Annotated in this window: 9 protein-coding genes and 1 pseudogene; 7 read left to right on the top strand and 3 right to left on the bottom strand. The window is 60.0% G+C overall.

Going from position 1 to position 11813, the window contains the following annotated elements:
• Window positions 1–107 precede the first annotated feature (107 nt).
• The gene (locus ACEN9J_RS13655; protein WP_413764329.1) at window positions 108–1271 is read right to left on the bottom strand and encodes a S1C family serine protease; all 1164 of its coding nucleotides are present in this window, start codon (window positions 1269–1271) and stop codon (window positions 108–110) included.
• Window positions 1272–1579: 308 nt separating this feature from the next.
• Here ACEN9J_RS13655 and ACEN9J_RS13650 point away from each other — a divergent pair, with 308 nt between their 5' ends.
• Genes ACEN9J_RS13650 through pdxA form a run of 3 tightly spaced genes read left to right on the top strand, consistent with a single transcriptional unit; the run spans window position 1580 to window position 4763 of the window.
• The gene (locus ACEN9J_RS13650; RefSeq protein WP_413764328.1) at window positions 1580–2932 is read left to right on the top strand and encodes an MFS transporter; all 1353 of its coding nucleotides are present in this window, start codon (window positions 1580–1582) and stop codon (window positions 2930–2932) included.
• Window positions 2929–3702: a Nif3-like dinuclear metal center hexameric protein gene (locus ACEN9J_RS13645; protein WP_203204648.1), complete on the top strand. Its 774-nt coding sequence runs from the start codon at window positions 2929–2931 to the stop codon at window positions 3700–3702. The genes ACEN9J_RS13650 and ACEN9J_RS13645 overlap by 4 nt, the downstream gene beginning before the upstream one ends.
• On the top strand, window positions 3699–4763 hold the full coding sequence (gene pdxA, locus ACEN9J_RS13640; protein ID WP_413764327.1) for a 4-hydroxythreonine-4-phosphate dehydrogenase PdxA: 1065 nt from the start codon (window positions 3699–3701) through the stop codon (window positions 4761–4763). The genes ACEN9J_RS13645 and pdxA overlap by 4 nt, the downstream gene beginning before the upstream one ends.
• A 37-nt stretch (window positions 4764–4800) precedes the next feature.
• On the opposite strand, the gene mscL is transcribed toward pdxA, so the two are convergent.
• The gene (gene mscL, locus ACEN9J_RS13635; RefSeq protein WP_057595247.1) at window positions 4801–5232 is read right to left on the bottom strand and encodes a large conductance mechanosensitive channel protein MscL; all 432 of its coding nucleotides are present in this window, start codon (window positions 5230–5232) and stop codon (window positions 4801–4803) included.
• 388 nt (window positions 5233–5620) lie between these two features.
• Here mscL and ACEN9J_RS13630 point away from each other — a divergent pair, with 388 nt between their 5' ends.
• The 4 genes from ACEN9J_RS13630 (at window position 5621) to ACEN9J_RS13615 (ending at window position 10428) form a co-directional block, all read left to right on the top strand.
• Window positions 5621–6235, top strand: a complete 615-nt coding sequence (locus ACEN9J_RS13630; protein ID WP_413764326.1) for a sugar transferase — start codon at window positions 5621–5623, stop codon at window positions 6233–6235.
• Window positions 6232–6897 carry an acetyltransferase gene (locus ACEN9J_RS13625; RefSeq protein WP_413764325.1) on the top strand — a complete coding sequence of 222 codons (666 nt, stop codon included), beginning with the start codon at window positions 6232–6234 and terminating at the stop codon, window positions 6895–6897. The genes ACEN9J_RS13630 and ACEN9J_RS13625 overlap by 4 nt, the downstream gene beginning before the upstream one ends.
• A gap of 6 nt (window positions 6898–6903) precedes the next feature.
• On the top strand, window positions 6904–8088 hold the full coding sequence (locus ACEN9J_RS13620; RefSeq protein ID WP_413764324.1) for a DegT/DnrJ/EryC1/StrS family aminotransferase: 1185 nt from the start codon (window positions 6904–6906) through the stop codon (window positions 8086–8088).
• Window positions 8089–8433: 345 nt separating this feature from the next.
• Window positions 8434–10428 (top strand): polysaccharide biosynthesis protein, encoded by a 1995-nt coding sequence (locus ACEN9J_RS13615; protein ID WP_413764323.1) that lies wholly within the window; start codon window positions 8434–8436, stop codon window positions 10426–10428.
• Between the two features lie 328 nt (window positions 10429–10756).
• On the opposite strand, the pseudogene ACEN9J_RS13610 reads toward ACEN9J_RS13615, so the two are convergent.
• Window positions 10757–11291 (bottom strand): annotated as a pseudogene (locus ACEN9J_RS13610) (transposase); the annotation flags it as partial.
• Between the last annotated feature and the right edge of the window lie 522 nt (window positions 11292–11813).

Here is an 11813-nt window from a genome sequence, read left to right as displayed (position 1 = left end):
GCGGCATTTGCGATGCTTGGAAATGACTCCAAAGATCTGAACTTTCTTGTCCCTCAAAAAAGAAAAAAGGTGCAGGGCATCAAGGTCAGGAATTTGTCGCTCGCGGTTCATTCTGTTTGGTTCGGTACCAGCCGCACCGGACTCTTCGGCCGCAGGCCCGGCATCACGTCCAGTTCCATCTTGTCGCTGCCGCGCTGCAGCGCGAAGCGCGCGGTGCTGCCGGGCTTGAGGCCGGCCACGGCGGTCAGCAGCGCCTGCACGCTGTCGGTCTTCTTGTCGCCCACCGCGGTGATCACGTCGCCGGGGCGGATGCCGGCCTTGGCGGCCGGGCCGTTCTGCAGCACGCCGGTGATGATCACGCCCGCGTCGGCCTTCACGCCGAAGGTCTCGGCCAGTTCGGGCGACAGCTCGTTCGGCTCGACGCCGATCCAGCCGCGACGCACCTGGCCTTCCTTCACGATGCCCTCGAGCACGATCTTGGCCATCGACACGGGAATGGCGAAGCCGATGCCCATGCTGCCGCCCGAGCGCGAGTAGATCGCGGTGTTGATGCCCAGCAGGTTGCCGTTGACGTCGATCAGCGCGCCGCCCGAGTTGCCGGGGTTGATGGCCGCGTCGGTCTGGATGAAGTTCTCGAAGTTGTTGATGCCGAGCTGGTTGCGGCCCAGCGCCGAGACGATGCCGCTGGTCACGGTCTGGCCGACGCCGAAGGGATTGCCGATGGCCAGCACCTGGTCGCCCACCTGCAGTTCGTCGGAGCTGCCCAGCACGATCACTGGCAGCTTGTCGAGCTCGATCTTGAGCACGGCCAGGTCGGTGTCGGGATCGGTGCCGATCACCTTGCCGCGCGCGTGGCGGCTGTCGTTGAGCGTGACCTCGATCTCGTCGGCGCCCTCGACCACGTGGTTGTTGGTGAGGATGTAGCCGTCGGTGCTCACGATCACGCCGCTGCCCAGGCCCACCTGGGGCTGGTCGTCCTGGTCGCCGAAGAAGAAACGGAACCAGGGGTCGTTGCTGCGCGGATGGCGCTGTGCCGCCTTGCTGGTGTTGATGCTCACCACCGCCGGCGAGGCCTTCTTGGCCGCGGCGCTCAGGCTGCCGGGCGCGGGCACGCCGGGCGTCGAGCTCGCGGGCGCCTCGATGATCGACACCACGCCGCCCAGCGAGGTCGTGCGCCGGTTGATCCATTCGGGCTTGAGCGTGGCGACCACGAAATAGGCCGCCAGCAGGACGGTCACGGCTTGGGCGAAGAGCAGCCAGGTGCGTTTCATGAAAACTTGGTGAAAAGGCGCGAAGGCGAGGGCGCTGAGGGGGAAAAGGCCGCGGAGCGCGGCATCGTCGACGATTGTCTCTCAACGGCAGGGGGCGAAGACCGCGCCGGCCGGTCGAGATTCACGGAAGGTCGAGGCGCCAATAAGGGATAACCCCTAGCATCGTGGCCCCGGGCCTACCGGCCCGGCTCTCCCTCGCCCCCGCCCCGCCCATCCGGTGGACGCGGCCGGGCATTTCGTCGGCGCACCGCTTTCGCTTCCCATCCGGCCCCGCGGCCCCGGTGCGCGGCCACGACTTTCCGCCCGCCATGACTTCACACGCAACCACCCCGGACGGCGCAGCGCCGGCCCCGGCCCGCGCGCTCGATGCCCGCGACTACAAGACGCTCGCCCTCTCCGCCCTCGGCGGCACGCTCGAGTTCTACGACTTCGTCATCTACGTCTTCTTCGCCACCGTGCTGGGCGCGCTCTTCTTCCCGGCCGACATGCCCGACTGGCTGCGCCAACTGCAGACCTTCGGCATCTTCGCGGCCGGCTATCTGGCCCGGCCGGTCGGCGGCATCGTGATCGCGCATTTCGGCGACCTGCTCGGCCGCAAGCGCATGTTCACGCTGTCGATCTTCCTGATGGCCGCGCCCACGCTGGTGATCGGCCTGCTGCCCACCTACGCCAGCATCGGCGTGGCGGCGCCCCTGCTGCTGCTGGCCATGCGCGTGCTGCAGGGCGCGGCCATCGGCGGCGAGATGCCCGGTGCCTGGGTGTTCGTCGGCGAACACGTGCCCGCGCAGCGCTACGGCTTCGGCATCGGCACGCTGACCTCGGGCATCACCGGCGGCATCCTGCTGGGCTCGCTGGTGGCCGTGGCCATCAACCGGCACTACGCGCCCGAGCAGGTGCACGACTTCGCCTGGCGCATCCCCTTCATCCTCGGCGGCGTGTTCGGACTGGTGTCGGTGTACCTGCGCCGCTTCCTGCACGAGACCCCCGTGTTCCGCGAGCTGGCCGACCGCCGCAGCGTGGCGCGCGAGCTGCCGCTGCGCACCGTGCTGCGCGAGCACCGCGGCGCCAGCGTGTTCGTCGCGCTGCAGACCTGGGTGCTGTCGGCCGCGATCGTGGTGGTGGTGCTCTACACGCCCACCTACCTGCAGAAGGTGCACCACATCCCGGCCGCGCTGGCGCTCGAGGCCAATGCGCTGGCCACCCTCACGCTGACCATCGGCTGCGTGATCGTCGGCTGGGCCAGCGACCGCATCGGCACGCGTGCCGTCATGCTGATCGGTTGGGGCGGCCTGTTCGCGACCGCCTATCTCTTCTACACCGGCCTGCCCGGCACGCCGGCCACGCTGTTCTGGCACTACGGACTGGTGGGGCTGTTCGTGGGCAGCATCGCCACCGTGCCGATCGCCGGCGTGCGCGCCTTTCCGGCGCCGGTGCGCTTCACGGGGCTTTCGTTCGCCTACAACATGTCGTATGCCGTCTTCGGCGGGCTCACGCCGGTGATCCTCACGCTCTGGCTGCAGCACGATCCCATGGCGCCCGCGCACTACGTGGCGGTGCTGGCCGCGCTGGGCTTCGTGCTCGCGCTCTGGCCCCTGGCCGCCCGTGGCCACCCCATGCGGGCTGGCGTTGCGTCGGGCGGGGGCGCGACAATGTCGCGATGAGCACCACCCGCCACGAACTGCTGCACGCATTCGACCTGCTGCTCGCTCCCGAGCGCTTCAAGGACTACGGACCGAACGGCCTGCAGGTCGAGGGCCGCACCACCGTGCGCAAGATCGTCTCGGGCGTGACCGCGAGCCGCGCGCTGATCGAGGCCGCGATCCGCGCCGAGGCCGATGCCATCTTCGTCCATCACGGCCTCTTCTGGCGCGGCCAGGACGGCCGCGTCACCGGCTGGATGAAGCAGCGGCTGGCGCTGCTGCTGAACCGCGACATCAACCTCTTCGCCTACCACCTGCCGCTCGACGCGCATCCCGAGCTCGGCAACAACGCGCAACTCGGCCTGCAGCTCGGCCTGCTGGCCCATCCCGGATCGGCCGGGCGCTTCGGCGAGCAGGAGCTGGGTTTTCTCGGCGGCCTCGAGGACGGCGAGACCCTGGCCAATGCGAAGGCGCTTGCCGTCCATGTCGAGAAGGTGCTCAAGCGGCCTGTGACGCTGGTCGACACCGCCCATCGTCCGATCAAGACCATCGCCTGGTGCACCGGCGGCGCGCAGGGCTACTTCGAGGCTGCCATCGCGGCCGGCGCCGATGCCTTCATCACCGGCGAGATCTCGGAACCGCAGGCGCACTACGCGCGCGAGATGGGCGTGGCCTTCCTGGCCTGCGGCCATCACGCCACCGAGCGCTACGGCGCGCCCGCTGTGGCCGAGCACGTGGCCGCGCAGCTCGGGCTGCAGCACGAGTTCATCGACATCGACAACCCGGCATGACGGGCGAGGCATCCGTGGGCGGAAGGCCCGTCGCCATCACGCTCGGCGATCCCGCGGGCATCGGGCCCGAGATTGTCGGCAAAGTGTTTCGCGATGCGCCCGAGGCCGCGCGCGGCGCCTTCGTGGCGGGCGACGTGGCGACGATGCGGGCGGCTCTGCAGGCCCTGTCGGCGCCTGGGCATCCGGCGTGGCCCTTGGTCGAGATTGCTTCGCCAGCCGAGGCGCTGGACGTTCCGCCAGGTTGCGTGCCCGTGCTGCAGGCGATCGCGCCGCCCGTGGGGGTGGTGCATGGCCGCATCAGCGCCGAGGCGGGGCGCGCGGCGGGCGATGCGGTGGTCTGGGCGGCGCGGGTCGCGCTGCGGGGCGAGATCGCCGCCATCGTCACCGCGCCCTTGCACAAGGAGGCGCTGTCCGCCGCGGGATTCCCTTTTCCGGGCCACACCGAACTGCTGCAGGCCGAGGCCGCTGCGCATCTGGGCCGCGACGTGGCCGAGGTGCCCGTGCGCATGATGCTGGCCAACGACGAGCTGCGCACAGTGCTTGTCAGCATCCACATGTCGCTGCGCCAGGCGATCGAGGCCGTCACCTTCGACGGCGTGCTCGAGACCTTGCGCATCACCCATCACGCACTCTCGCGCACCCTGGGCCGCGCGCCGCGCATCGGTGTCGCGGGGCTCAATCCACATGCTGGGGAGGGCGGACTCTTCGGCTCGGAAGAGCAGGAGATCATCGTGCCCGCCATCGCCGCGGCACACGCCGAAGGCATCGCCGCCGATGGCCCGCATGCGCCCGATACCGTGTTCATGCGCGCGCGCGCGAAGCAGTCGGGCGTGGCCGACAGCGGCGAGTTCGACGTGGTGGTGGCGATGTACCACGACCAGGGACTGATCCCCGTGAAGTACCTGGGCGTGGAGAAGGGCGTGAACGTGACGCTCGGGCTGCCGTTGGTGCGGACCAGTCCCGATCACGGGACGGCGTTCGATATAGCGGGCACCGGCCGCGCGGATGCATCGAGCCTGGTCGAAGCGCTGCGCATGGCGCGCGCGCTGGCCGGTATCTGAGGAGGGATGCGCGGCCCGCAACGGGCCCCGCTGCGCATCAGGAGCGCTTGAGGCTGTCGCGGATCTCGCGCAGCAGCACGATGTCCTCGGGCGGCGCGGCGGGGGCGGCTGGGGCGGCTTCTTCCGTGCGGCGCAGGCGGTTGATCTGCTTGACCATCATGAAGATGATGAAGGCGAGGATCACGAAGTTGACCACGATGGTGATGAAGTTGCCGTACGCCAGCACCGGCACGCCGGCCTTCTTCAGCTCCGCCAGCGTGTTGGCGACACCTGCCGGCACCGTGCCCAAAACCACATAGAGGTTCGAGAAGTCCAGCTTGCCGAACACCAGGCCGATGACCGGCATGATGATGTCGGCCACCAGCGAGTCGACGATCTTGCCGAAGGCCGCGCCGATGATCACGCCGACCGCCAGGTCGACGACGTTGCCCTTGACGGCAAACTCCTTGAATTCGCTGAGGATGGTCATGGTGAGGGGTGCAAGCGCACTGAGGGTGAGAGGAGCGTCAGTATGCCTTCGTGGGCAGACTTGTTCTGATCGTTGCGACTGGCTCAGACTCCACCTCTTTCGGTGGATGCCACACAATGGAGAGTCGCCTATGATTCGTGCTTGGATAAAAATCGCGATCTGATCACTGGCTTTGCGCGCCTGCGAAGCTTGGGCTTTCCACGATAATTTGGCGCTTCCGATAAGCGAGTGTAAAGCCAAATCTAAAATGAATGATCCTCGCGCTGACCTTGGTACAGGGCTTCTCCTGTAATTAGCGAGTCGCCGCAAGTCAATTTGGCAGTTGTCTTTCGATAAGCTGAAATATCGAACAATCAGGTATCAGGTAAAGCAAGTTTTGGCGGGTAATATGAAGAAGCGAATTTTTGATTTGATAATTAGTGCTCTGGCTCTATTGGTGCTTGCGATACCCTTGGCCATTTTGGTGTTGTTGGTTCGTTATAGGCTAGGAGCCCCGGTATTTTTTCGTCAAACGCGCCCAGGGCAAGGCGGTAGATCATTCGAAATGATCAAATTTCGGACAATGACAAACGCGCGCGACATGAGGGGGGAGTTATTGTCGGATGCGGATCGGCTAACCCCTTTTGGCCGCTTTCTGAGGGGAAGCAGTTTGGATGAGTTGCCTGAGCTATGGAATGTGTTTCGTGGAGATATGAGTCTTGTCGGGCCACGTCCGCTCCTGATGGAATACTTGCCTCTGTACTCAAAAGAACAGGCTCGTCGGCATGAGGTTCGACCCGGTATCACTGGCTGGGCACAGATCAATGGACGGAATACTCTCAGTTGGGAGGAAAAATTCAAATTGGATGTTTGGTATGTAGATAACCGAACGTTATGGCTCGATTTAAGGGTGCTTTGGTTGACCGTGAAGAAGGTGATCGTGCGCGAGGGAATCAGCGCTGCGGGTGAAGCGACGATGCCCCGATTCACCGGCTCGGCGAAGACGCTGAGCCGCGAATCATGATCGCCTCGCTTTATGCGGTTTATGGAGCAAGCGGTTGCGGCCGTGGAATCATGCCATTGGCTCGGGCGCAATTGCAGAAACTTGGAATTGAATCCGATCGCTTGGTGTTTATAGACGATAATTGTGACTCGCAGATGGTCAATGGCCATAAGGTTCTCCGATATGCAGATTTCGTTCGCGAGAATGCGGCGGAGCGACATGTTGTGATTGCTATCGCGAGCGGAGCGGTTCGAGAAAAGCTTGCAAACCGATGTGCTGAAGATGGAGTGCACCCATGGAGTGTTGTAGCCGATAGCACTCTAATCATGGACGACGTCGTGATTGGAGAGGGCTGCGCGCTAAGTCCTTTTGCTACGATTACATCCAATATTCGCATTGGTAAACACTTTCACGCCAATCTATACAGCTACGTGGAGCACGATTGTTTCATTGGTGATTTCGTTACTCTCGCTCCTGGTGCTAAATGCAATGGAAACATTGTCATAGAAGATCACGCTTATGTCGGATCTGGTGCAGTTATAAAACAAGGAAAGCCAGGCAGGCCAATTATCGTGGGAAAAAATTCCATTGTTGGCATGGGTGCTGTTGTTACGCGGGATGTTCCGGCTGGAGTCACCGTCGTCGGGAATCCCGCTCGTCCACTAATTTCTCAAAAAGGTTAAATCAACGTGTTGAATACTGCATTTTCCCCATGGCCAAGCTTCACTGCCGAAGAAGGCGATGCGGTAAATCGTGTCCTTTTGTCCAACAAGGTGAATTATTGGACCGGCATTGAATGCCGGGAATTTGAGAAAGAATTTGCTTCTTGGGTGGGGACGCCGTATGCAGTAGCTTTGGCAAATGGAACCTTGGCGCTCGATCTTGCACTTAAGGCTCTAGGCATAGGTCCGGGCGATGAAGTGATCGTCACGCCCCGAACTTTCATTGCTAGTGTGTCGTGTGTGGTGAACGCCGGAGCCATCCCGGTGTTTGCCGATGTAGATGCGAGCAGCGGAAATATTTCTCCGGCAACCATAGAGCGTGTCATTACTCCAAGTACTCGGGCGGTAATTTGTGTTCATCTCGCCGGTTGGCCTTGCGACATGGATGGCATTATGGATCTTGCAGTCAAGCATGATTTGAAAGTTATCGAGGACTGCGCACAGGCCCATGGCGCGCGCTATAAAGGACGAATGGTTGGTTCTATCGGTCACGTAGGCGCTTGGTCGTTTTGCCAAGACAAGATAATAACCACTGGTGGTGAAGGAGGGATGGTCACAACCAATGATGAATCGCTTTGGCGGGCGATGTGGGAGTTCAAAGACCACGGTAAAAGCCATGATGCGATCTATAACCGTCAGCACCCTCCCGGATTCCGGTGGTTGCATGAAAGTTTTGGTACGAACTGGCGAATGTTGGAAATGCAAGCGGTGATTGGGCGTATTCAACTGAGAAAAATGGCCGATTGGACCTCGACTAGAAATAAAAATTCCGAGGCTATTTTCGAGATCGCGCGCAAGCACGATGATATCGTCCGGGTACCGGATCTGCCTTCAGGTTTTGTTCACGCGCAATATAAGACATATTTTTATGTACGGCCGGAGCGGTTGGCATCGGGGTGGAGCCGCGATCGTATTGCAGAAGAAATTTTGGCTAGGGATGTGCCTTGTTATCAAGGATCTTGTTCCGAGGTTTATTTGGAGAAGGCTTTTCATGGCACGAATTGGTGCCCTAACCCACGGTTGCCAGTGGCGCGTGAACTGGGTGAAACCAGTTTGATGTTCTTGGTGCACCCTACACTTACTAAAGAAGAACTCAATAAAACGTGCATAGCACTTGATGACGTACTTCGACGAGCCTCCGGTCGATCGTGAGCGTCAAATGTGTCTCATGCATATAGCATCTAAATGCTAAAGCATCCTAAATTGGTAGTGCGGTGATTGCTTGGCAAGATCGGCATATGTATGCGCCTAGAGTTTTACTTCAGCGTCATTTGTTTTCTTTAAGGGCGTAAATGCATTAATACTGAAGGATGTGCTTTGGTGAAGTTGGCTTTCGTGCGAAAAGGCAGACTTGACTCCCATGAATAGGGGATGCAGGGCTGCTGAGTTCTTGACACAATTATTCACAATAAGACTAGAGTTCGCTTGGGTTACCCTAGGGAAATTGGGCACAATCCATGGTAGATCGCCAATTTATTGGTTTGGTAGGAGTCGCGTTTGATCAATCGTATGGCGGAGCAATTGCTCGCCTTGCCTCGTCCTGCTAAGCGTTTGTTTGCACTTCTCGTAGATGCAGCGCTCTGCGTGTTGTGTGTATGTTTCGCGCTTAGTTTGCGATTTGAGCAGTGGACAATGCCGGTAGGTCCGCAGTGGTGGGCTGCTCTGCTGGCAGTGCTAATTGCTCTCCCGCTTTTTGTTGTTTTCGGGCTTTATCGCGCAATCTTCAGATACGCTGGCGCGCTTGCATTAATGGCCACTGTGCGCGCGTGTGCATTATTTGGTCTCTTTTACGCTGCAATTTTTTCGGTCTTGGGTGTTGCAGAGGTTCCGCGAACGATTGGGCTATTGGTTCCAATTTTGCTTTTTTTATGTGCTAGTGGGCTGAGAATATTGGTGAGGTATTGGCTCGGTGGTATGTATATGAGCGCAGTCGATCGAAAATCTCTGCCGCAGGTAGTTATATATGGTGCAGGTGGTGCAGGCTTGCAGTTGGCTGCTGCATTAGCGCAGAGTCGTGACATGGTCGTTCGGGCGTTCGTTGATGATGCCAAGCATCTTCAGGGAAGCACGTTGAATGGAATCGGCATAAAACCTCCCAGTTGGTTGCGAGCTAACGCAGCAGCTCTTGGCATCACTGACGTGCTGCTGGCGATGCCTTCGGCTTCTCGAGGACGTCGCGTTGAGATCTTGAACGAACTGCTGCCGTTGCACTTGCATGTCCGCACATTGCCTGCGCTTGCTGATTTAGCGCATGGGCGTGTTCAGGTTCATGACCTTTTGGAAATCGATATTGAGGACTTGTTGGGGCGTGACCCCGTCTCTCCTGTTGATGATCTTTTGCACAAGCACATTCGTCACCAGGTTGTGCTTGTTACGGGCGCTGGAGGCTCAATAGGGAGCGAGCTATGCAGGCAAATCGTTCGACTTTCGCCTGCTAAATTGCTTTTGCTGGAATTGAGTGAGTTTGCTCTTTACGCAATTCACCAAGAACTTCAAGCAATTGCTCCAAATATTAAGGTGATTCCGTTGCTTGCGTCGGTGCGGGATGCATCTCGTCTGCGGGAAATCATGCGAGCTTGGCGCCCAGACACCGTTTATCACGCGGCGGCATATAAGCATGTTCCTCTTGTCGAGCACAATCCTGTCGAAGGAGTGAGAAATAACGCTCTGGGAACACTGACTACGGCGCAGATTGCAATGGAGTGCCAAGTTCGTCGATTCGTGTTGATTAGTACCGATAAAGCAGTGCGACCGACAAATATTATGGGGGCAACTAAGCGAGTTGCGGAGTTGGCGCTTCAAGCGTTGGCGCAGAAAAATTCTGGAACTTGCTTTTCTATGGTTCGTTTTGGCAATGTTCTGGGGTCCAGTGGCTCGGTTGTACCATTGTTTCGTCGTCAAATTGAAGCAGGAGGGCCGATTACGCTAACCCACGCAGATATTACGCGCTACTTCATGACAATTCCCGAGGCGGCGCAATTGGTAATTCAAGCCGGTGCCATGGCGCAAGGCGGAGATGTTTTTGTGCTTGATATGGGCGAGCCGGTGCGTATTATCGACTTGGCGCGACGGATGGTGGAATTGTCCGGCCGCACGGTACGCGATGCTGCTACGCCTGATGGTGATATCGAAATTTCTGTTACAGGTCTTCGTCCTGGTGAAAAATTATATGAGGAATTGTTGATCGGAGATAATGCAATGCAAACATTGCATCCTCGCGTCATGAAGGCTCACGAGTCCTGTCCCCCGGCAGACGAGGTCTGGCGTCAATTTTCTATTTTGGGGCCTATTCTTGATAGTAATGATGTCCCTGCATTGAAGGCATTGCTTTCGCAGATGCTCCCTGGTTATCGCCCGCTGGCAGAAGTGGTTGATTGGGTGCATCTCGAACTTCATGAGCTTCCAGTGCAAGTAGTCTCAATGAATCAAGAGGAAATTCTGAAAGAGTCCAGCCCGATTGTGGCTTCAGGCGCTGCTGTTGCACTCGCTTAGCAGGCTCTCGAAGGTGATCTCGAACATCGGTGCAACACTCCTTAACCCTCGGGAAAGTGATGTACGTCAGCGGTTGAGGGCAGAAGAGCGACGGGTGGACCAAGGCCGTAAGCTGACAAGGCAGTAGCGCCGCGGCGATTGGCAGGATGCTGAACCGAGCTCCAAGCGCCATTCACCACAGGGTTTCGGCGCGACGGCCACCAGCAGAGGGTGAAGTGATGCGGGGACGTGCGCGACGTGGTCCTGGCTATGACGTGGTATCCGCTGGCAAGCGAGCACTGCGAATGAGCGGCCGTCTTTGCAGTCAAGCGGTAGGCGCGGTCGAGTCCTATGTAGAGCTGTGTTTGGTAATGGCGTTGAGCATAGCCAGCAGCTTGCGCATGCAGGCGACCAAGGCGACCTTCTTGCGTTTACCTGCCGCCAGCAGGCGCTCGTAGCAAGTTTTGAGCACCAGGTTGCGGCGTATCGCTGTGAGGGGGCCATGTACAGGGTTCGTCGCGCGTAGGCTCGCTTACCCTAGCTGGAGCGCTGGCCACGTACTTGGCGACGGTCGCGATTCAGGGACGCCACGCCGCACCAGCAGCGATGCGGCGCCGGTCGAGCTTGCCGAGTTCGGGCAGTTCTGCCTGCGGCACGGCAACGCTAGCCGCGCCAATTCCCCGCACGCTGGCCAGCGCGTGCGCCAGTTGGGCGTGACGGTGCTGAAACTCGATCACGCGCTGGATGCTCGGGCGCGCAAGCGTAACCGTAACCGCCTGCGCCAGGCGCAGGCGCTCCGAGGTCAGCATCTGTACCAGCCGGGGCCGGCGCAGGACCAGGGCTTGCCGTTGGTGCGGTTCAGCCTTCGCCAGCGGCTTGGCGAAGCTCGCCCCTCCCTGTCTATGCGAACTTCAAGTTCATGCAATCGTCCGGGCTGCGGAGAAAGACGGTCCGGCTCAGGCGGTGGTGCTCACTCTCGGGCTTGAAACATTCCAGAGGAGGGCGAGCTGCCCGAGCCGGTCCGAGGCATAAAGAGAAGGCGACATGTCCGCCGCACGAGCAAGCTTCGTCCGCACACTGTGTTGTGGCTAGGCAAGATGGGACTATTGGGAAGACGCTGGTCGCCATTTGCGCTCGCCCCAAGGGGAACTGCGCAGGGAGTTGACGTCGCCGCTGCGTCAGGCTCGTGGGGCGCACCGGCCTCACAACCGTAATGCCGAGCAACGTGGCAAGTTGGCGGACATGCTCGGCATTCGTGTGCGTCCGCCCGAGATGAACGACCGACTGCTGCCAGGGCATTTGGAGGGCGGCAGGGGGTACGCAACCAGTCAGGCGTGGGCATCTTGGTGTACCAAGGACCTGTTTCGTGATGATTGTGAAGGTCGATGGTGCGATGGGTGCTGGAT

This window comes from Variovorax sp. Varisp41, assembly GCF_047325085.1.
In the GTDB taxonomy this organism is placed as follows: domain Bacteria; phylum Pseudomonadota; class Gammaproteobacteria; order Burkholderiales; family Burkholderiaceae_C; genus Variovorax.
The sequence above is the reverse complement of the archived record's forward strand: the minus strand, read 5'-3'. Positions and strand labels throughout refer to the sequence as shown.

Bases quoted from the DNA above. Each gene is read 5' to 3' on its own strand.
- ACEN9J_RS13655 (WP_413764329.1), bottom strand. From the start codon at position 1,271: ATGAAACGCACCTGGCTGCTCTTCGCCCAAGCCGTGACCGTCCTGCTG.
- ACEN9J_RS13650 (WP_413764328.1), top strand. From the start codon at position 1,580: ATGACTTCACACGCAACCACCCCGGACGGCGCAGCGCCGGCCCCGGCC.
- ACEN9J_RS13645 (WP_203204648.1), top strand. From the start codon at position 2,929: ATGAGCACCACCCGCCACGAACTGCTGCACGCATTCGACCTGCTGCTC.
- pdxA (WP_413764327.1), top strand. From the start codon at position 3,699: ATGACGGGCGAGGCATCCGTGGGCGGAAGGCCCGTCGCCATCACGCTC.
- mscL (WP_057595247.1), bottom strand. From the start codon at position 5,232: ATGACCATCCTCAGCGAATTCAAGGAGTTTGCCGTCAAGGGCAACGTC.
- ACEN9J_RS13630 (WP_413764326.1), top strand. From the start codon at position 5,621: ATGAAGAAGCGAATTTTTGATTTGATAATTAGTGCTCTGGCTCTATTG.
- ACEN9J_RS13625 (WP_413764325.1), top strand. From the start codon at position 6,232: ATGATCGCCTCGCTTTATGCGGTTTATGGAGCAAGCGGTTGCGGCCGT.